This is a genomic window from bacterium (genome assembly GCA_040753085.1).
In the GTDB taxonomy this organism is placed as follows: Bacteria; UBA9089; JASEGY01; order JASEGY01; family JASEGY01; genus JASEGY01.
Map to the genome: position 1 here is coordinate 6629 of JBFMHI010000028.1, position 19819 is coordinate 26447.

21 protein-coding genes are annotated in these 19819 nt (G+C 41.0%); 20 read left to right on the top strand and 1 reads right to left on the bottom strand.

Annotated features, from left to right (window positions below; translation table 11 throughout):
• From AB1797_05000 to AB1797_05065, 14 genes are all read left to right on the top strand, one after another.
• Positions 1–618: hypothetical protein (locus tag AB1797_05000; protein ID MEW5766971.1), on the top strand; the 618-nt coding region annotated here is incomplete at its 5' end.
• A 133-nt stretch (positions 619–751) separates the two neighbouring features.
• A complete protein-coding gene (gene pseB / locus AB1797_05005; protein MEW5766972.1) occupies positions 752–1720 on the top strand; it encodes a UDP-N-acetylglucosamine 4,6-dehydratase (inverting) in 969 nt (322 codons plus the stop codon).
• Between the two features lie 2 nt (positions 1721–1722).
• Entirely contained in the window at positions 1723–2916 is a 1194-nt protein-coding gene (pseC, locus tag AB1797_05010) for a UDP-4-amino-4,6-dideoxy-N-acetyl-beta-L-altrosamine transaminase (GenBank protein ID MEW5766973.1), read from the top strand.
• A gap of 25 nt (positions 2917–2941) precedes the next feature.
• Positions 2942–3841: an aldo/keto reductase gene (locus AB1797_05015; GenBank protein ID MEW5766974.1), complete on the top strand. Its 900-nt coding sequence runs from the start codon at positions 2942–2944 to the stop codon at positions 3839–3841.
• Positions 3842–3933: 92 nt separating this feature from the next.
• Positions 3934–5985: an aminotransferase class III-fold pyridoxal phosphate-dependent enzyme gene (locus tag AB1797_05020; GenBank protein ID MEW5766975.1), complete on the top strand. Its 2052-nt coding sequence runs from the start codon at positions 3934–3936 to the stop codon at positions 5983–5985.
• A 6-nt stretch (positions 5986–5991) separates the two neighbouring features.
• Positions 5992–6534, top strand: a complete 543-nt coding sequence (locus tag AB1797_05025; GenBank protein MEW5766976.1) for a GNAT family protein — start codon at positions 5992–5994, stop codon at positions 6532–6534.
• Positions 6531–6734 (top strand): hypothetical protein, encoded by a 204-nt coding sequence (locus tag AB1797_05030; protein ID MEW5766977.1) that lies wholly within the window; start codon positions 6531–6533, stop codon positions 6732–6734. Before AB1797_05025 ends, AB1797_05030 begins: the two co-directional genes overlap by 4 nt.
• Positions 6735–6787: 53 nt before the next feature.
• Entirely contained in the window at positions 6788–7534 is a 747-nt protein-coding gene (locus AB1797_05035) for a DUF3782 domain-containing protein (GenBank protein ID MEW5766978.1), read from the top strand.
• A 100-nt stretch (positions 7535–7634) separates the two neighbouring features.
• Positions 7635–8990, top strand: coding sequence for a UDP-2,4-diacetamido-2,4,6-trideoxy-beta-L-altropyranose hydrolase (gene pseG, locus AB1797_05040; GenBank protein MEW5766979.1), 1356 nt, complete (start codon positions 7635–7637; stop codon positions 8988–8990).
• Positions 8980–9402: a HEPN domain-containing protein gene (locus AB1797_05045; GenBank protein ID MEW5766980.1), complete on the top strand. Its 423-nt coding sequence runs from the start codon at positions 8980–8982 to the stop codon at positions 9400–9402. Before pseG ends, AB1797_05045 begins: the two co-directional genes overlap by 11 nt.
• Before the next feature lie 265 nt (positions 9403–9667).
• On the top strand, positions 9668–11023 hold the full coding sequence (locus tag AB1797_05050) for a radical SAM protein (protein MEW5766981.1): 1356 nt from the start codon (positions 9668–9670) through the stop codon (positions 11021–11023).
• Between the two features lie 61 nt (positions 11024–11084).
• Complete coding sequence (locus tag AB1797_05055) at positions 11085–12089, top strand: N-acetylneuraminate synthase family protein (GenBank protein MEW5766982.1); 1005 nt, start codon at positions 11085–11087, stop codon at positions 12087–12089.
• 43 nt (positions 12090–12132) lie between these two features.
• Positions 12133–13218, top strand: a complete 1086-nt coding sequence (locus AB1797_05060; GenBank protein MEW5766983.1) for an ATP-grasp domain-containing protein — start codon at positions 12133–12135, stop codon at positions 13216–13218.
• An 8-nt stretch (positions 13219–13226) separates the two neighbouring features.
• A complete protein-coding gene (locus tag AB1797_05065; protein ID MEW5766984.1) occupies positions 13227–14471 on the top strand; it encodes a lactate racemase domain-containing protein in 1245 nt (414 codons plus the stop codon).
• A gap of 335 nt (positions 14472–14806) precedes the next feature.
• Here AB1797_05065 and AB1797_05070 read toward each other — a convergent pair whose 3' ends face one another.
• Positions 14807–15055 carry a hypothetical protein gene (locus AB1797_05070; protein ID MEW5766985.1) on the bottom strand — a complete coding sequence of 83 codons (249 nt, stop codon included), beginning with the start codon at positions 15053–15055 and terminating at the stop codon, positions 14807–14809.
• A gap of 149 nt (positions 15056–15204) precedes the next feature.
• Between AB1797_05070 and AB1797_05075 the strand changes: the two genes are divergently transcribed.
• The 6 genes from AB1797_05075 (at position 15205) to AB1797_05100 (ending at position 19618) form a co-directional block, all read left to right on the top strand.
• The gene (locus AB1797_05075; protein ID MEW5766986.1) at positions 15205–15696 is read left to right on the top strand and encodes a GNAT family protein; all 492 of its coding nucleotides are present in this window, start codon (positions 15205–15207) and stop codon (positions 15694–15696) included.
• A 96-nt stretch (positions 15697–15792) separates the two neighbouring features.
• The gene (locus AB1797_05080) at positions 15793–16230 is read left to right on the top strand and encodes a hypothetical protein (protein MEW5766987.1); all 438 of its coding nucleotides are present in this window, start codon (positions 15793–15795) and stop codon (positions 16228–16230) included.
• 341 nt (positions 16231–16571) lie between these two features.
• Positions 16572–16802 carry a hypothetical protein gene (locus AB1797_05085; GenBank protein ID MEW5766988.1) on the top strand — a complete coding sequence of 77 codons (231 nt, stop codon included), beginning with the start codon at positions 16572–16574 and terminating at the stop codon, positions 16800–16802.
• A complete protein-coding gene (locus AB1797_05090; protein ID MEW5766989.1) occupies positions 16792–17127 on the top strand; it encodes a hypothetical protein in 336 nt (111 codons plus the stop codon). The genes AB1797_05085 and AB1797_05090 overlap by 11 nt, the downstream gene beginning before the upstream one ends.
• Positions 17128–17271: 144 nt before the next feature.
• Positions 17272–17976, top strand: coding sequence for a PIG-L deacetylase family protein (locus AB1797_05095; GenBank protein ID MEW5766990.1), 705 nt, complete (start codon positions 17272–17274; stop codon positions 17974–17976).
• Entirely contained in the window at positions 17966–19618 is a 1653-nt protein-coding gene (locus tag AB1797_05100) for a hypothetical protein (GenBank protein ID MEW5766991.1), read from the top strand. Before AB1797_05095 ends, AB1797_05100 begins: the two co-directional genes overlap by 11 nt.
• The last annotated feature ends 201 nt before the right edge of the window (positions 19619–19819 follow it).

Here is a 19819-nt window from a genome sequence, read left to right on the forward strand (position 1 = left end):
TTAGCTGAGGCCCAGAAACGCACAGAATTAAAGGTAGAAGAGTTAGCTGAGGCCCAGAAACGCACAGAATTAAAGGTAGAAGAGTTAGCTGAGGCCCAGAAGGAGGCTCAGAAAGAGATTAAAGAATTGGCTCTGGCCTTGAAGGACACTCGAAGGGAGCTAAAAGGTGAGCTGAAAGATACCAAAGATGAGCTGAAAACTGATCTAAAGAATACCAGAAGTGATTTAGGAGGTGTTACTGCCACCTTAGGTTTTATGCTGGAAAATGAAGCCTACAGGGTATTGCCCGGTATACTCAAAGATAGATATGGGTTAGAGGTAAAGGAGAGGTTTTTACGCCGGAGTATAAAGAGTTTGGGGATCAAGGAGGAGGGCGAGATTAATATTTTCAGCCGGGGTGTGCGTATAGATAAAGGGACAGAGGTGGTAATTATTGGGGAGGCAAAGTCACAACTGGGAAAGGATGATATAGATGATTTACTGGAATTGTCAGCAAAATTAAAGGGAATTGATGGAGGAGAAAGATTCCTTCTGGCGGTAACGCATTATGCCAGGGAAACAGTGATTGAATATGCAAATAAGAAAGGCGTGGAAGTAATCCAGAGTTTTGAGTGGTAATAAGCCTTGATGGTTAGGCAAAAAGTCGAATTTTGGCCACTCATCAGAATTGTCTTGACAAATGGGATAGGCTGCCATATACTTCGGCCAGTGAAAGGGCCTATGAGGTAAATACTTATTCAGAGGTGAAAAGATGGATTTTTCGAATAAAGTGATATTGGTGACCGGGGGCACGGGCTCTTTTGGCCAGAAATTTACCGAGATTGTTTTGAAGGAGAATACTCCAAAGAAGCTGATTATCTTCAGTCGGGATGAGCTGAAGCAGTTTGAGATGGCCCAAAGATTCAGGATGGAAGAGTATGAGATAAGATATTTCATCGGTGATGTGAGGGATAAAGAGAGGCTTCACCGGGCCTTTCATGGAGTCGATATTGTCGTCCATGCGGCGGCTCTAAAGCAGGTTCCTGCCGCTGAATACAATCCCTTTGAGGCAGTAAAGACCAATGTTATTGGGGCCGAAAATGTCATCAATGCCGCCATAGATCAAAAGGTGGATAAGGTAATTGCCTTAAGTACAGATAAAGCAGCCAACCCTGTAAATCTGTATGGGGCTACCAAGCTCTGTGCAGACAAGCTCTTTGTGGCTGGGAATGCCTACTCAGGAGATGCGCATACGAAGTTTAGCACCGTGAGGTATGGCAATGTGGTGGGTAGCAGGGGCAGCGTCATCCCCATATTCAAAGAGAAGAGAAAGAGCGGCGTCTTGCCCGTCACTGATGAGAGGATGACTCGATTCTGGATCACATTGGAGCACGGAGTAAGGTTTGTTCTTGGATGTTTAGACATAATGGGTGGAGGCGAGATATTTGTTCCTAAGATTCCCAGTATGAAGATCGTGGATTTGGCTAAAGCAGTAGCCCCGGAATGCAGATACGAGTTTATAGGTATCAGGCCTGGAGAGAAACTTCATGAAGTCTTGATTCCTGAAGATGATGCCAGGCTTACCTTAGAGTTTGATGATTTCTTTATTATCAAGCCTGAATCTCCCTATGTATCTTACAAAGGATTGGAAGGAGGCAAAGCCCTTTCTGAAGGATTTAGATATGCCAGCGATACTAACGATAGGTGGTTGACAGCAGAAGAATTAAGAAAGATGATCTGAGCATGAAAGACGATATCCCTTATGGCAGGCAATGGATCGAGGACGATGAGATTGAGGCCGTAGTAAAGGTTCTTAGATCTGATTGGATTACTCAAGGACCAAAGATAGAAGAGTTCGAAGGTAGGCTAGCCGAATATTGTGGGACAAGATTTGCTGTAGCTGTATCGAGCGGCACAGCGGCTCTTCATATGGCGTGTCTAACGGCTGGAATAGGGAAGGATGATGAGGTTATTATCTCGCCCATAACCTTTATCGCCAGTAGTAACTGTGTGTTATACTGCGGAGGACGACCTGTTTTTGCCGATATAGAGGAAGATACGGCTAATATTGATTCGGAGGAGATAAAGAAGAGGATTACCTCAAAAACTAAGGCCATAATTCCCGTTCATTTTGCCGGACATCCATGTGATTTAGAAGCGATTGGCCAGATTGCTAAAGAGAATAATCTAATCATAATCGAAGATGCCTGTCATGCCTTAGGGGCAGAATACAGAATACAGAAGTCAGAATGGGTGAAGGTTGGTAGTTGTAAGCATTCGGATATGACGGTCTTTAGTTTCCATCCGGTTAAACATATTACCACGGGCGAAGGAGGAGCGGTCTTAACCAACGATGAGGAGCTTTATAAGAGGTTGAAGATTTTTAGAAACCACGGAATAACCAGAGATCCAGAAGATTTTGTTAATACGGATCTGGCTTTTCCGTCATCCCCAGGTCCCTGGTATTATGAGATGCAGGCGTTAGGCTACAATTATCGGATTACTGATTTTCAATGTGCTTTAGGTATTAAGCAGTTAGAGAAAGCCGATAGGTTTGTAGAAAGAAGGCGAGATATTGCGGCTGAATACACCAAGGCTTTCAAGGATATGGATGAGGTAATCACCCCTGGCGAGAGAGAGAAGGTGAAAGCTTCTTACCATTTATATGTGATTCAGGTGAAATCAGGCCGGTTGAATCGAAGAGACGTATTTGAGAATCTGAGAAAAGAAGGCATAGGGGTGCAGGTTCATTATATCCCTGTTCATCTGCAGCCTTATTATCAACAGAATCTGGGATATAAAAAAGGGGCTTATCCAAAAGCCGAACAGTTTTATGAAAGGGCTTTGAGTCTTCCCATATTTCCTAAGATGAATGATCAGGATGTTGAAAGGGTAATTAAGTCTACTCAAAGGGTTATCAGATGCGAAGCAGAATAATTATTGGGGAAGAGTAAGATAATATATGTTGTTGAAAAGGCTTGCCTTAGGTACCGTTCAATTTGGATTGCCATACGGAATTGCCAATCGGGTGGGAAAACTTACGGAGAAAGAGGCATTCACTATATTAGAGTTGGCTCATAAAGAAGGTATAGATACGTTAGACACAGCATATTCTTATGGGGAAAGTGAAGAAATTATAGGAGAGTTTATCTCGCAATCCGGTAAGAATTTTAATATAATTTCTAAGTTGCCTTATTTAGAGAAGGAAGGTATTTCGAATAAAGATGTTTCGGTGGTCGAAAAATATTGCGCCAAGACCCTGAACCGGTTGAAACAACCCCAGATATACGGCTATTTAGTCCATAAATTTGATAACATACTTAAATATAAAGACCTATGGAAGGTATTAGAATCTCTTAAGCAGAGAGGACTGATTTCTAAAATAGGGGCATCTTTATACAGACCGGATGAGTTAGAGTATTTATTGAATAACCATATTCATTTTGATATTATTCAGGTTCCCTACAATATCTTTGACCAAAGATTTGATGAGTATTTCCCAATTTTGAAGAAAATGGGGGTAGAGATTTATACCAGATCTGTCTTTTTGCAGGGATTGTTTTTTCTGGAAATGGATAGAATTGATAAGGATTTTAAGCCGGCAAGAGATAAGGTAGCGAAACTACGAGGAATTTCAGCCGGTTATAACATACCCCTCAATTCTTTATGCCTGTGTTTTGTTCTGCTTAATTCATTTATTGATAGAGTAATTATCGGGATCGATTCTATGGAGCATTTAAAGCAGAATGTAGCTTCTGTAGAATACCTGGATAAAGTAGAGAATCTCTATGAACTGGTGAAATCATTAAAGATTCACGATGAACAAATAATCCTTCCTTATAATTGGAAGGCCAGGGTATGAAAAAGGGTAACTGCTCAGCCACCAAAACACTAAGGCCCGAAGAAGGTGGTGGTCTCTTTACTCCTTAGTGGCTGAGTAGTGATATAAAAAGTATGATTGGCGCTATTGTTCAGGCAAGGATGGGTTCAACCAGGCTTCCGGGCAAAATTATGAAAGAGATAGTGGGGAAGCCCTTGTTAGAGCATCTGGTGAGCCGCCTCAAGGGATCAAGATTGCTGGATAAGATAATAGTGGCTACCACATCACTGAAAGAGGATGAAATAGTGGTAGAATTGGCCGAGGCGATAGGCATAGATGCCTTTGCCGGCTCGGAAGCAGATGTTTTGGACAGATATTATCAGGCCGCCAGAAAGTATCGCCTGGATACTGTCGTTAGAATCACTGGAGATTGTCCATTAATCGATCCCAAAGTCGTAGATAAGGTGATAAGGCATTTTAAGAGCGATAATTTTGATTATGTCTCAAACGTATTTAAGTATACCTATCCGGATGGATTAGATACTGAGGTTTTCTCTTTTGAGGCCTTAGAAAGGGCCTGGAGAGAAGCAAGCCAGCCTTCGGAAAGGGAGCATGTTACCCCCTATATAAGAAAACATCCAGAACTGTTCAAACTTTCAAATGTAGAGAATGATATTAATCTGTTTGGAATGCGATGGTGTGTAGATGAGGAGAAAGATCTTGAATTTGTGAGGGAAGTGTATAAAAATCTGTATAGAGAAGGCAAGATTTTTTATATGGAAGATATACTAAAACTGTTGAAGATTTGTCCGGGTCTTAGCCAGATAAATGAAGGAATCATAAGAAACGAGGGGTATTATAAGTCTTTATTGGAACAGAAGGAACCAATAGAAAAGAGAAAAAGAGAGCTAACCCAATCGAGAAATCTTCTAAATCGAGCCAAAAAGGTAATACCTTCCTGTACTCAGACGTTTAGCAAAGGGTCGACTCAGTTTGTTCAGGGCGTATCTCCGATATTCTTAAAATCAGGCGAAGGTAGTAATGTCTTTGATGTAGATGACAATGAATATATCGACTATATTATGGCCTTATGTCCGGTTATTTTGGGATACAATTATGAACCCGTTAATGAATCCATACGAGAGCAACTTAAGAGGGGTATCACCTTTTCCCTGCCCCATTATCTCGAAGTAGAATTGGCTGAATTGCTGGTAGATATAATTCCTTGTGCTGAGATGGTCAGATTTGGCAAAAACGGCTCTGATGTGACTTCAGGAGCGGTTAGAGCCGCCAGGGCATATACAGGGAGAGATCTAATCGCTTGTTGTGGTTATCATGGCTGGCAAGACTGGTATATTGGAACCACTACCCGGAATAAAGGGGTGCCAAAGGTGGTCAGCGATTTGACACTTACTTTTGAATACAACCACATCTCCTCGTTGGAATCATTATTCGAGAGATATAAAGACAAGATAGCCGCCGTTATAATGGAGCCGGTAGGAGTGGTGGAGCCTGAGGATAATTTTTTGAAGAAGGTAAGAGAGCTTACCTATAAGAATAACGCCCTGTTGATATTTGATGAAATTGTTACAGGATTTAGGCTCTCTCTGGGGGGGGCTCAGGAATTCTTTGGCGTAACTCCTGACCTGGCCTGCTTTGGTAAGGCGATGGCTAATGGAATGCCTATTTCAGCCATTGTGGGGAAAAGAGAGATTATGGAGATATTCGATGATATCTTTTATTCCTTCACCTTTGGAGGAGAGGCATTATCATTGGCTGCCGCTATTAAGACCATAAAAGTAATCAAGGACGAAAAGGTAATTGATCATTTATGGAGACAGGGAGTAAGGTTAAGAGACGGCTATAACTATATAGCTAAAAACTTGGGGCTTACCCCATACACCCAATGTATCGGATATCCGCCTCGAACAGTGATTACCTTTAAAGACGGCGAGGGAAAGGATGATCTAGCCCTAAAAAGCCTCTTTCAACAAGAAATGATAAAGAGAAGTATTTTGATCTCGGGCGGCCAAAACTTGAGTTACAGTCATACAGCCCACGACATAGAGAAGACCCTTTTAGCATACAAAGAGACATTGAGCCTTATGAAGAAAGGGATTGAGGCCGAAAATGTTCGGGATATGGTGGAAGGGGAGATAGTTCAACCCGTCTTTCGGAGGGCATAATTAAAGGTGGAGATTAAACCATTTATCGAGGGGGAACGCATCTATTTGCGAGAAGTTCGGCTTTCTGATGTAAACGGAGATTATTATAGTTGGATGAACGATAATGAAGTAACCCAGTACACAGAAAGTCGGTTTTATCCTTATTCCAGAGAGAAGATAGAAAACTTTATAACCAAAATAGAAAAAGAGGGCGACTCTGTATTTTTGGCCATAATTGTAAAGGAAGGAGATAAGCATATTGGAAATATAAAGATAGGGCCTATTAATTGGATACACCGCTTTGCAGATGTAGGAATAATTATTGGAGAAAGAACATGTTGGGGAAAAGGTTTTGGAACTGAAGCGATCAGATTAGTGGTTGATTATGCCTTTAATAAATTGAATCTTCATAAGTTGACAGCAGGTTGTTATGTGAATAACCCGAGTTCGATAAGGGCGTTTAAAAAAGCCGGTTTTATAGAGGAGGGGACCAGAACGAAACAGTATTTCTACAAGGGAGAATGGGTAGACGGGATTTTACTTGGAATTCTCAACCAGAAATCAGGATGAAAAGACAAATTATCTTCCGTGTTGATGGCGGCCCACATATCGGATGGGGGCATATTAGGCGATGCTTAAGCCTGGCTGAGGGGTTAAGAAAGAAGAAAATTCAGAGCGTATTTATCACTAAGGATATCGATCCAGAGGTAGGGAAGAGGATTGTCCGCAACAGCCATTTGATGGAGAGATTGATATTATTAGCCTTTTGAAATTCAATCTCCGCCGAAGGTAAAGCGACTTCTAAATTACAAAGGAGGGTATTATGCCAGGAAGAATGCTGAAATTAAAGGAAGAGGAAAGGCATATTCTTGAGATGCTGCCATTACTTTTAAAAAAAGATGCTCAATTCAGGCGTGAGGTCTCAGTTGTTTTGAGCGAGACATTAGCTACAAAAGATGAATTAAGACAGGTCTTAGAAGAAATCCGGATTAGTCGTGAGGAAACCAATCGTAGATTTGAAGAAATGGATCGCAGGTTTGAGGCGATGCAAGCTCAGATGGATCGCAGGTTTGAAGCCATGGAGCGCAGGTTTGAAGAAATGGACCGCAGGTTTGAATCTTTAGTTCAAGAGATGCACAGAGGGTTTGAACTTCAATCAAAGGAGATAAAAGATTTAGGAATAAAAGTGGATACTGTCGGGGCACGATGGGGAATTCTTGCTGAATCCACTATTAGGAATACCCTAAAAGAACTTCTGCTAAAAAATCTTAAGGTAACAGAGGTAAAGGAGTGGAAAGTCCAAGATAGGGATGGATTTGTTTTTGGCTATCCTCAGGAGATACAAGGAGATATCTTAGTCAAAGATGAAGAGGATTATCTGGTAGAGATAAAGTCATCAGCAGGTTCAGGTGATGCAACTATTTTACATCGTAAAGGTAAACTTTACGAGCAAATAACAGGTGTCCTTCCCAAAATGATCTTTGTTGCTGTAAATATGAAAGATGAGGGACGAAAAAGTTGTCAGGAGTTGAATATCCAACTTATTACTTACGAGGATATAAAAGACTAATCTGAAGTGAGTGCATAAGCTTTCAAGGTTTGCAACTGCCAGATATTTTTGGAGAATGGGTAGAGGGGATTTTAGTTGGAATTCTCAACCAGAAATCAAGATGAAAAGACAAATTATCTTCCGGGTTGATGGCGGCCCACATATCGGATGGGGGCATATTAGGCGATGCTTAAGCCTGGCTGAGGGGTTAAGAGAGAAGGCCATTCAAAGTATATTTATCACCAGGGATATCGACCAAGAGATAGGTAAGAGGATTACCTCTAACGGTCATTTAATAGAACGGTTGCCTGCAAAGATAGATTTAAAGGAAGACCTGAATCTGACCATTAAATTGATCAGGAAGCACAAGCCTGATTTAGTCATCACCGATTCTTATGAGATCAATCAGCATTATCTTGAGGAACTAAAGAGGCTGGGTGTTACTTTGATGAGCATCGATGACCTGGCAAAGTTGCACTTCTGCTCGGATATTGTGCTCAATCAAAATATTGAGGCTAAGCTTAGTGATTATTCCACAGAAAGGTATACCAAGCTGTTATTAGGCGCAAAATATGCCCTTCTAAAAAAAGAACTTAGAGGTAAGCATGGCCTGGAAGAAATAAAGGAGATAGCCAAGAATATCTTGATCACCCTTGGGGGGAGTGATTTGAATAATCAGACTCTGAAAGCAGTTAAGGCACTCAAGAGGATTAAGAATGATATTGAGATTACGGTGATTATTGGACCCGGTTACCAATACGAGGAGATTCTCAGAAAAGAGATGGCGGCAGATAACCGATTTCTACTTTTGAGAGATCCTCAAGATATCTTTAACTTAATGGAAAGAGCCGATCTATCCATCAGTGCCGGTGGAAGCACTTGTTATGAATTGGCCTATCTTGGGGTGCCGAACATCATCCTGGTCTTGGCTGATAATCAAAAGAAGCTTGCCGATGGCCTGGATAACTATGGCAACTCTGTTAGTTTGGGTTGGTTCGAGGATGTTACTGAAGAAAGTATCAAAGAGGCAGTAGAGGATTTGATTGATAATAAAGCGAGGCGAGAAGAGATGAGCAGGAAAGGCAGGGAGTTGGTTGATGGTAGAGGAGTAGAAAGGGTAGCAAATGAGATGGAGGCGGCGACTGAGAAGAAAAAGAGACCAGTTATTACAGAAGAAATTATCCAGGCTATCACTCATAAAATTGTTCGAAAGATACATCCGGATAAAATCATTCTCTTTGGTTCTTATGCAGATGGAACGCCGCATCATCATAGTGATATAGACCTTTTTGTAATTGTGGATTCACATCTTAGAAGAGATAATAGAAGCATGAAAATATCTCGACTTTTCCCGGACAGACTTTTTGCCTTAGATGCCTTAGTTTATACTCCTAAAGAAGTAGAATTGAGTTTAAAGAGGAATAATCCATTCATAAAAGGAATATTGACGGAAGGGAAGGTTCTTTATGCGCGTTGATTCGGAGAGTTACGAAGACTGGTTTCTTAAGGCAAGAAATAATTTGAGGGCCGCCGAGGCTATTTTGAGATATTATGAAGAAGATCCGCCGACAGATACAGCCTGCTATCATTGCCATCAGGTAGCAGAAAAATCTCTAAAAGGGTATCTTCTTTATAAAGATGAGGTCCCCCCATGGAGTCATGATTTAATAGAGCTACTTAATCGATGCATTATGCATGATTCTACACTTGAAGTGTTAAGAGAAGATATTGAGGTTCTCAATAAATATTACATTGAGGCTAAGTATCCAGCAGATATTCCCATAATCTATCCAAAGGAAGAAGCATGTGAAGCTAAGGAAAAAGCCGTTGGGGTGTTAAGAAAGGTCGAGGAGATTAGAGGTGACAGAGGAGATTTGCGCTGTGATTGAGGAGAGGAAAAGATCGGTTATCACAGAACTCTAAGTAAGGGAGAGGTGTTGTATAGTATTACCTCGCAACATTTGTGTTGTCCGCGAGAATTATTCGCTCGAGGTTAAAAGTCCAAGGAAGTCTCAGTTTCGAGTTTCAGGTTTTGAGTTTGGAGGAGATTTGGAACCAGAAACTCAAAACTCGAAACTTATTCTCGTATTTTTGGTTGCGGCCAGAGGACGTGATAGGGCTAAACAGTTACAAAGTAAGTAAAGGAGTCCATCTATGAAAAAGGGCAAAGTTATCTTATTCTATCCGGGCTATGAGAATAGCGATTATCACTGGTTCCCATTTCCTTATTTGTATATCGGCCCCTTCTTAGAAAGAGAGGGGTTCACGCCTATTATCATAGATGCAAGGACCGAGCCTAACTGGAAGAGCCTTTTAAAAGACTCTCTTGGTAACGCCCTCTGTTTAGGGGTTACGTCGATGACGAGCGCCGATATCAGAGACGCACTTGATGCGGCGGTTATCGGCAAAGAATCAAATCCGAAATTGCCTGTAGTATGGGGAGGTCCCCACGCTACAGCCAAACCGGAAGAAACAGTTGAACCGGGGTGCGTCGATATTGCTGTCCGCGGGCCTGGAGAAAATGTTATGACCGAAATAGCAAATAGAGCTTATTACGGCAGAGACCTTACCGATATATCCGGCACAACTTACAAGAAGGAAGGCACAATCTATAATAACGGCAATCCGGACACGATCTCCTTTGATTACGATATCTTTCCGGCTTTTCATCTAATCGATGTAGAAAAATACCGCTCACCCAATAATGTGGTTTCAATCTTTACCGCAAGGGGCTGTCCGTACAGATGCACCTTCTGTACAACAGGAGATAAGGCTTATTCCGAAAGGACTCTCAAACAGGTGAAAGAAGAGATACTGTATGTCGTTAACGAATTGAGATTTAAAAATATCTTCTTCCAAGACGGGACATTTTTTGTAAAAAAGAATCGTGTAGTGGAGATCGCCCGCTGGCTTGTCGAATCAGGCCTAAAGATTAAATGGAAGGCAAAGGCGAGGGCAAATTCATTGCTGAGCTATTCTGAAGAAGAGTTATCAGAGTTAAAGGAGTCCGGCCTCGTTTCAGTTTTCTTTGGAATCGAATCGGGTTCTCTGCGCGTCCTGGAGAATATGCGAAAGAAGACGAAGCCGCAAGATGCAGAGGAGAGCGCCGAGATATGCCGCAATTACGAAATAGAGTTTTATGCCTCCTTTATGTTTGCCACCCCCTATGAAACTGTGGACGATCTCAAGAATACTCTCGGACATATAAAGAGATTGAAGGAGATAAATCCTAAGGCAATTATTCAAAATTGTATATATCTTCCGCTTCCTGGCACCCCTATGTATGAACAAGCTTGCAGTAATGGATATATTCCTCCGGCAAAACTTGAGGATTGGATCGGAAGGAATATATCTTCCAGATTTCAAGAGAGAAGCGACATTACATGGATACCGCCGGAGATCCTTAAGGAATACATAAAAATTTATAACGAGGAGTTCGGTTATTATAAACACCTTTGTGAAAAAGAAAAAGACGGCGAATATAAATCGGTATTTCACGAAACGGAGTAGCCGTTCAGGGTATGCATCAAATTCTTACACCACCTGAACGCTTACAAATTTCTATCATTTCATGTTAGTCATTAATAGCAAACCTATTGGTGCTGGTCACCCAACCTATATTATCGCAGAAATTGGAATTAACCATAACGGCAGCCTGGATATTGCCACCAAGATGTTGGAACAAGCTGTAAAAAGTGGGGTGGATGCGGTTAAAATGCAAATCATTAGTGCTGATAACAGCTATGCCAGGACGAGCCCTTCCTATTCTATCTTTAAAAAAGTCGAGTTATCTTTGGAAGAATGGGCGACACTTGTAAACCAGGCAAGGATGTTAAATATTGATATGTTTGCGACCTTTGTTAATTCATCCGACTTACTGTATGCAGAACAATTGGATTTGCCAGCCATCAAAATTTCTTCGACCAATATAACTAATTTTCCTTTACTGGAAGCAATTGCTCAATTGGGACGGCCTGTTATTATGTCTACGGGTATGGGATATCTGAGTGAAGTGGACGAAGCCGTCAGATTCTTAGAGAAGAAAGGACAACAGCAGATGGGGATTTTACAATGCACGTCATTATACCCCACTCAGCCCAAGGATGTTAATTTACTTGCCATTCGAACATTGGCTGAAGCTTTTCCTAAATATCCTGTTGGCTTTTCAGACCATACCATAGGGATTAATTGTGCTGTTGCTGCCGTAGCAATGGGTGCTAAAATTCTTGAAAAACACTTTACTCTTGATCGGGATATGGAAGGGCCTGATCACCATTTCTCTGTAACACCAGATGAACTTGCCTGCATGGTGAGTGCGGTAAGGGAGGTAGAAGCTGCTTTTGGTTCTTCGATGAAAGGGCCGGTGCTTGAAGAGAGGTCAATTCGCGACCAATTTCAGAGAAGTCTTGTGGCTTCCGAAGATATTAGAGAAGGCGAACGTCTGGAACAGGGAAAAATTATCACAAAACGTTCAGAAGTTAAGGGCATCGCTCCCAAATACATGGATATCGTCATTGGAAGAATCGCCAAGCAGTCTATTGCTAAAGACGCCCCAATTACCTGGGATGCGGTCTGATTGGTTTCCCCTTTTTTGAATTACTGCTAACACCAAATTTCGTATGTCACAACAGCGTGTCAATATTATGATGACTTGTGTCAATTCACAGGTCGCTCCTTCTATTATTCAGTTGATTTATGAGCACCCTGATTATGAGGTGCATGTGGTAGGGTGTGATGCTTCTCCTGCTGAGGAAATCCTGGGACAAAGTTTTTGTGAGAGCTGCTATTCTGTTCCACCAGGTATGGACGACACATATATCCAGGCCATTCTTAATATTGTGGAAAAGCATCATATTCAGTTGATCTTTCCTGGAAGCGATGAAGAGTGCCTGACGTTATCCCGATATAGAGAAGAACTACAAAGTAGAGGATGTGACGTTGCCTGTTCGGCTTATGAGAAAATCGCTTTAGCCTCGAATAAGTACCGGATGATAATGAAACTAAAAGAGGCAGGTATTCGTTCCAGTGAAGCATACGTCCCCCAAACTTTAGAAGATATCGAGAAAATTGCTAAACGTTTAGGATATCCTGAACGTGAGGTTGTGATTAAACCTCAGTTTGGGAGAGGAAGCAAAGGTTTTAAAGTCATCACCTCCCAATACGATCGATATGAGGCTTTTTGTAGAGAAAAGCATTTCCGGATTTCTCTGGAAGAACTCAAAACACTTTTTGCTGGTCATGAAGAAGACTTGCCCAATTATTTGATGATGGAAATGTATCCGGGAGATAAATACAGCGCGGATATCCTGGTGTCACATGGAAAAGTAATTTCCATAGTTATTCGAAATAATGGTCCCTTACCTAAAATCAATCCGCCAACCCAGATCGCCACAATTGTTTTTGACCAGGATGTTCGGACTTATGCGGAGTCCATTGTCAAGCTGATGGGGTTTGATTATTTTGTCCAGATTGAAATTGGTCGAGATATAGAAGGAGGTTTAGGATTTATTGAAATCAATACAAGGATAGATGCTACTCTCCCAATTACTACCGGACTTGGATTAAACTTTTTCCGGGAGATGATTACCTATGCTATTACCGGACAAATGCGCTCAGACATTCCGGATTATCGAGATTTTTCCAAACAGTTAAGATTTAGACGTTATTGGCAACATTTATTTGAAGAGTTGTCATCTGCAAGTTGAAAGTACCAATGTATGAAGTTACTCTGGAAAATAACCTGCAAAAGGTGGTGCTACCTCAATATTTTTGGTATGACAGGCAACCCTTACCTTTAGTGTTTCCTCATAATTGGGACATTAAAATTTGTGGCATGGAAGGTGACTATCTTCCGATACTTGGTCAGGAGGAGATCAAACGTAAAATAAGTAATCCCATTGGCACTTTTCCTTTAGAAGAACTGGCCAAAGGAAAAAAAGAAGTCGCTATCGTGGTAGATGACATAACCAGACCAACCGAAGCATCTTTACTCCTTCCCTATATTCTTGAGGCCTTATCTAAAGCTGGTATGAGGGACGATTGTATTCGTTTTCTCATATCCCTGGGAAGTCATGGGGCCCATACAGCAGAAGATTTTCGCAAGAAGATAGGAAATGAAATCGTTGAAAGATTTGGAGTGTACAACCATAATTGTTATGAAAATTGTGTCGAGGTTGGTAAAACTAAAAGCGGAATGGTGGTTAAGATTAATGCAGAACTAATGCAATGTGATTTCAAAATTGGGATTGGGGCTATTCTCCCCCATTTGTATGTTGGATACTCTGGTGGAGGGAAGCTGTTTTTACCGGGAATGGCTCACATAGACACGATTGACGCCTTTCATTCTTTCTTGACTCCTGGCGAAAAAGGGAGGATCAATTTTGAAAACCCCATGATGCGTGAAATCGAAGATGCTCTGGCCCTCATAGGGGTGGATTTCAAAATCGATGTCCTGGTCAATACCAAAGGTCAAATCATTGACTTGTTTGCAGGTGAGACGATGGCCGAGTATAGTGAGGGAGTAAAAGTGGCCGATAAAATTTATGTCACGAAAACCTATGACGATCTGGACGTAGTTATCTCTAATGCCCATCTTAAGGTCAATGAAGGAGATATCGCTTTATTGGCAGGATTAGAGACTGTTAAAGAGGATGGAACCTGTGTCCTGATCATGAATTCTCCCTCTGGCCAGATGACTCACTATCTCATGCGCTGGTTTGGGAAATTTATTGGGGGCAAACAGGCTGTCACAAGAGTTCAGTTGCCTGAAGACAAAAAAGTTATTGTCTATTCTCAGTATAAAGACACCATTACGTTTGACCCTTTTGAGAATCAGGAGATAATCACGTGGGAAAAAGATTGGGTTGAAATTATCCAACAACTGCAAGCACGTCATGGCTCTGAAGAACTTAGAGTCGGGATCATTCCTGACGGGACGATTCAATATATAAAAAGATAGGTCGTTCGTGCAGCATAGTCCAGCACGGCATAAGTTCTCCATCAGGTTTGACAATTTGAGAAACCAGGTTTTTTGAAAAAAACGGGACGGTTCACTTTTGTTTGAAAGCTTGCGGTTAAAAGAAGGGGTAATTTTAGGGCAAGAAGTGGTAAGATTGAGTTAATTTTGACCAGGTTCAGATAATGGCAGAGGGTTTTTGGAATATTTTTGGTTAAAGCAACAGATCAGGCTGAAATTTTCCAAGTTACAGACCTAACACGGCGAAGCCGCAACCAAACGGAACAACCTAACGGTTGTTTAGGGAGGTTTATCGCTTTAGCCACACCAGGATATATTTAACCCTTTTCTCGGGAAGTGAAATACACCTCCAGGAGCATAGCGCGGCAGAGCCGCAACCAAATAATTCTCGATGCTCGATGCGGGTAAAGGATCCAGTGTCCAGTATCGAATATCCAGTATCGAATATCCAGTATCGAGCATCGAGCATCGAGCTTCATGTAACATTCTCGCGCACAACGCAAATGTTGCGGGGTAATAGTATAAGAGATGATGCGGCAAAAAGTCTTAAAGAACAGAAAAATCACCTAAGAGGCAGGAATGTGGTTTTCTATAATAGACTGATTGGACTATAGTTACCTCAATGCTCCTCTGTGCTCTCTGTGTCCTCTGTGGTGAAATCTTGACTTTCTGCCTAACCATCTTTATTTGAAATTTAAAAAGGGAGTTATCAAGGTTGAATGAGATAACCTTGCGAGAAGCCACAATGGATGACTGTGATGACCTCTATCGCTGGAGAAATGATCCGGTGACCAGAGAACAATTCTTTGAGAGTGAAGTAGTGCCATACGAGGAACACCAAAAGTGGTTCAGGAAGGCGATGGATGATTCCAATAGGCTATTCTTTATTGGAGTTGATGAAAAGGGTGAAAAATGCGGCGTGGTGAGGTTTGACATTAAGGATGGTGTCTTTGCCGAGATAAGTGTCAATGTGGCTCCTGAAAAGCGAGGCAAGAAAATTGGCCCTCAACTGATTTCAAGATCTTGTCCCTTATTCTTTTTAAAGACAAAGAGGAGGCTAATCCTGGCCAGAACGAAAGAACAGAATATTGCTTCTATTAAGGCCTTTAAGAAAGCAGGTTTTTCTGAACTTTTCCGTTATAATGATACTACCAGGGGAGGGGTAGTAGCTTTTGTTCTTTTAGCCCCATATGTAGAAGTCGAGTAGAAGGGATTGATTTGTGATGTTGATATTGATCAAATGGGCATCAAAGTCAGCAAAGGCCTTTAGAGGATAAAGGAATAAGGATAGGAGGGAAGAAGGATGAAGAAGAGAGTAGGCTATTTAATGGTTTTGTGGATGATATGGGCAACTCCTGTTTATGCAGATTTAACCAAGCAGGATATTGAGGAGATACGCCAGATTGTAAAAGATGAGGTTCAGAGTTTAAGGGAGGAGATGAACACAAGGATAGATGATTTAAAGCAGGAGATGAATACAAGGATAGATGATGTAAACACAAGGATAGATGATGTAAACACAAGGATAGATGGTTTACAAGATCTTCTCTATGTCATTTTAGCCGGAATGTTTGCCTTGGTTGGTTTTGTCATCTGGGACAGGAGAACAGCCCTTGCCCCTGCTGTCAAAAAGGCAAAGGAGCTTGAGGAAAGAGAGGAAAGGCTTGAGAAGGCATTAAAGGAGTATGCCCTGCAAGAGCCAAGATTGGCTGGGGTATTAAGGCAGGTCGGGATTTTGTAAAAGATAGGTAATTCGTTGGTGGCCTACTTAAATTAAAAGAATATATCCATATTTGTAGTGTAACCTAACATGTTGAACAGTCAGTGAGTCAGCCGAAAGGCTGATTTTGCGGCCAAAGGCGGGCAAATTCGGCCTTTTCGCTGGCCATAATCAAAGTGTCAAGTGTTCAAGATGTTAGGAAACGGTACAAATATATCCATATTTGCCGATAATTGAAACAGGGAGCAATTAATTTTCCCCACAAAAATAACGATCACGTCTGGACCCTTTCGGAATGGCTCACTCTACCTGCTGTTTTAACGTAAGTAGGCCACCAAGTAATTTTAATTAGGGGGTAGATTATGTCAAGTTTAGCTAATTCTTCTTTAAGGTATATCACTGATAAAAAAGGTAGGGCTAAAGAGATTGTCCTACCACTTAAGGTATGGAGGGATATAACTGAAGAGTTAGATAGCTTAAGGGAAAAGCAAAAAATTCTGTTTGGTCTTAAGCAAGCTTGCCAGGAGGTAAAGATGCAAAAGACGGGGAAATTAGAAGAAGAAACCCTTGAGAGCTTTTTAAATGAGCTATAAGGCAATCCCCACAGAATATTTTAAAAAACAAGTCCGCATTCTTCACAAAAGCTATCCTCATATCAAAACCGATCTTTTAGAATTGTCTAGGATTTTAAAAGAAAATCCAAAGACAGGAACTGCTTTTGGCAAGGGAATTTACAAAATACGGCTGAAGAGTTCAGATGTTTCCAAAGGAAAAAGTGGTGGTTATAGGATTATTACCTATGTTGTTGATGAAGAGCAAAAGATATGGTTGTTGACAATATATCTCAACCCCAAAAAAGCAACAATTACAGATGAGGAAATTATGTGGATAATAGAAAGGGAAGGATTGGTAAGGTGATAGGATGGAGGTAAAGACCCAAACAAAATAGATGAAGCAAGGAAGTTTTTACTCATCCGTGGGTTATTGTCAATTCTTCTTCGTGACTTAGTGTCTTGGTGTTTGAGTAGTTACAAGAAATTTTTGGATCAGAGGATAAAACAGATGAAGTATTTGAAAAGATATGAAAGGATCCTGGTAATTGCTGCCCACCCAGATGATGAGATCTTAGGGATGGGTGGAACGATAGTCAGACACACTAATCAGGGAGATAAAGTCTCGGTTGGTATCTTGGGTGAGGGAATAACTTCCAGATACCAGAGGCGTGAAGAGGCTAAGAAGGAAGAGATTCAACAACTCGAAAATGACTCCCGAAGGGCCTTAGAGATATTGGGCGTAAAAGATATTTCTTATCATAGACTTCCTGATAATAGATTTGATTCGATAGATATGTTGGATATAGTAAAGATTGTTGAGAAGAGTATCAGCCAGGTCAAACCAGATGTAATTTATACCCATCATCGAGGTGATTTAAATATCGATCATCGAATAGTCTTTGAGGCGGTTATGACTGCTACCCGACCCCAAGGCAATAATCAGGTAAGGAAGATATTGAGTTTTGAGGTGCCTTCTTCCACGGATTGGGTTGATCCATCACCGGAGAGGGCCTTCCTTCCTAATGTTTTTGTAGATATTTCAGACACTTTAGATAAAAAGATCGAGGCAATCAAGACCTATCAAAGTGAAATCCGAGACTTTCCTCATCCAAGATCAATCGAGGCTGTCACTATCAGCGCCCAAAAATGGGGCACAAAGGTTGGACTTTCTGTGGCTGAGGCCTTTGTGATAATCAGAGAGGTTGAAAAATAAAAAGATGGCTTCATCCCCAAGATCCTTCCCAGTCGATATATTTGCCCTAAAGGAATACGGAATAAAAAAATGGCAGGATGAGTTCTTCTGGCCTGTCTCTGATAGAGATTTTATAGCCCTCTGTAGAGATATTGAGCGATGCGTAATAAACCAGATTAATACCCAGCCGATAGAAATGAGCGATTTGCTTCTGGTGCAAGGGACCTTACGCGGTGAATATCAGCAATTTTTACATGCGGTAAAGGTTTTAGAGCAAGTGAAGTCCCGGGGATTAGAGGTATTATTTTCGGATAAGACGCTGTGGTATAAGCATCTTATGACAGGCAACCTTCCTACAGCTTATGGATTTTCAAAAAAGAAAGATGCTTATAATAATCCTTACGCCGATAGTTTGGTGAAAAAAATTAAGGGTAAAATGAAGGGACATATTAAAAGCCTTGTGTGTAATAAGCAGAAGCTGGGTATTAAATTGGTTAATGCCGTTGGCCAAGGGAAAATATCGGCAAGATTGTGCGGCTCAACGAGTTCTCTGATAAAGCAGTATATAGGAAATTTACCGTATTGGGTTTCTGCAACCTACCCCTGGGATTGGCTGCCAAAAGATGTTTCTTATAAAGTGCCTGATAGATTAAAGGATAGTATAGAAAATGTCTCATCAACTATGGTAGACGAATTGAAGTCAATCGCTAATAAGAATGAAATAATGCTTCTTGACGATCATATAGATCATTTGAGACAATTAACAAAAAGTAAATTGATAGATGCTGCCCAAATATTACATCTAATAAAAAATAAAATTAAGGGAAAAAACAAAATCCATCTGTTAATATCGGATCTGGGTAATCCATTTCATAAGGCCCTTTGTATTGCCGGGCGACAGGAAGGCTGGAAGGTTACCAGTTTTACACATGGTGGTTTCACAGGTTTTTATGATTCTCCTACCTTCGCCTTTTCAGAATTTGCACTCTCAGATGAATTCATCACATATACCCCAGAAAGTATTAAGCTTCTTGAAAAGATTAAGAATAATTACAAACCTCTCAGAAATAATAAGGTAGCTATAAGATCTGGTGATAGCTATGAATATCTCAAACTATGGAGAAAATATGGGCATAAACCGTTATCTAAGGGCATTGAGCGGGTCATGCTTATAGGTTTTCCCCATAATCAATGGAGAAAACCCCAGGGAACTTTTTCGTTACCCTTCATGCATTTAGACTTAGAATTGCGAATTGTGGATCTCTTAGGAAAAGCTGGATACAATGTAACTTACAAAGTTCATCCAGATAGGATATTAGAGGTGGAGGGTGTTTTTGAAAGCAGGGCTAAGGTATTGACCAAGGGACTTTTTCAAGATTACTTAGATTCAGTTGATGCCTTTATATTTGGAAGCATAAGAACGACAGCCTTTCCGATTGCTCTATGCACCAATAAACCCATAATTGGGTTTATTAGGGAGCAAGAACCATATAAGCCTTCTCCAGAAGCCATAGAACTTTTAAAAAAGAGATGCCACATGATTTATGCTAAATTTGACGAACGAAATCGCGTAATATTTGACGAGAAAGAATTCTTAGAGGCTTTATCGGTAAAACCTGAAGAGCCAAATAATGAATTCTTCGAGAAATATTATATTCCTTGAAAGAAGAAAGAAAAGTAGCTAAAGATGAAGCTGTTAAAAATCAACAACCGAGAGATAGTGGGCCATAACCCAACTTACTTAAAGGTTGCTCGAAACTTTAGAGCTCATCTCAAACTCCTTATATGGCAAGCAGTTTGAAGTCTGGGTCACCGAAACGACCTGCAATTACTTAAAGGTTGGTTGGAATTCTCCAATCTGCCC

Excerpts from the sequence above, each read along its gene's own strand:
- pseB (MEW5766972.1), top strand. The coding sequence starts at position 752 with ATGGATTTTTCGAATAAAGTGATATTGGTGACCGGGGGCACGGGCTCT.
- pseC (MEW5766973.1), top strand. The coding sequence starts at position 1,723 with ATGAAAGACGATATCCCTTATGGCAGGCAATGGATCGAGGACGATGAG.
- AB1797_05015 (MEW5766974.1), top strand. The coding sequence starts at position 2,942 with ATGTTGTTGAAAAGGCTTGCCTTAGGTACCGTTCAATTTGGATTGCCA.
- AB1797_05020 (MEW5766975.1), top strand. The coding sequence starts at position 3,934 with ATGATTGGCGCTATTGTTCAGGCAAGGATGGGTTCAACCAGGCTTCCG.
- AB1797_05030 (MEW5766977.1), top strand. The coding sequence starts at position 6,531 with ATGAAAAGACAAATTATCTTCCGTGTTGATGGCGGCCCACATATCGGA.
- AB1797_05035 (MEW5766978.1), top strand. The coding sequence starts at position 6,788 with ATGCCAGGAAGAATGCTGAAATTAAAGGAAGAGGAAAGGCATATTCTT.
- pseG (MEW5766979.1), top strand. The coding sequence starts at position 7,635 with ATGAAAAGACAAATTATCTTCCGGGTTGATGGCGGCCCACATATCGGA.
- AB1797_05045 (MEW5766980.1), top strand. The coding sequence starts at position 8,980 with ATGCGCGTTGATTCGGAGAGTTACGAAGACTGGTTTCTTAAGGCAAGA.
- AB1797_05050 (MEW5766981.1), top strand. The coding sequence starts at position 9,668 with ATGAAAAAGGGCAAAGTTATCTTATTCTATCCGGGCTATGAGAATAGC.
- AB1797_05055 (MEW5766982.1), top strand. The coding sequence starts at position 11,085 with ATGTTAGTCATTAATAGCAAACCTATTGGTGCTGGTCACCCAACCTAT.
- AB1797_05060 (MEW5766983.1), top strand. The coding sequence starts at position 12,133 with ATGTCACAACAGCGTGTCAATATTATGATGACTTGTGTCAATTCACAG.
- AB1797_05065 (MEW5766984.1), top strand. The coding sequence starts at position 13,227 with ATGTATGAAGTTACTCTGGAAAATAACCTGCAAAAGGTGGTGCTACCT.
- AB1797_05080 (MEW5766987.1), top strand. The coding sequence starts at position 15,793 with ATGAAGAAGAGAGTAGGCTATTTAATGGTTTTGTGGATGATATGGGCA.
- AB1797_05085 (MEW5766988.1), top strand. The coding sequence starts at position 16,572 with ATGTCAAGTTTAGCTAATTCTTCTTTAAGGTATATCACTGATAAAAAA.
- AB1797_05090 (MEW5766989.1), top strand. The coding sequence starts at position 16,792 with ATGAGCTATAAGGCAATCCCCACAGAATATTTTAAAAAACAAGTCCGC.
- AB1797_05095 (MEW5766990.1), top strand. The coding sequence starts at position 17,272 with ATGAAGTATTTGAAAAGATATGAAAGGATCCTGGTAATTGCTGCCCAC.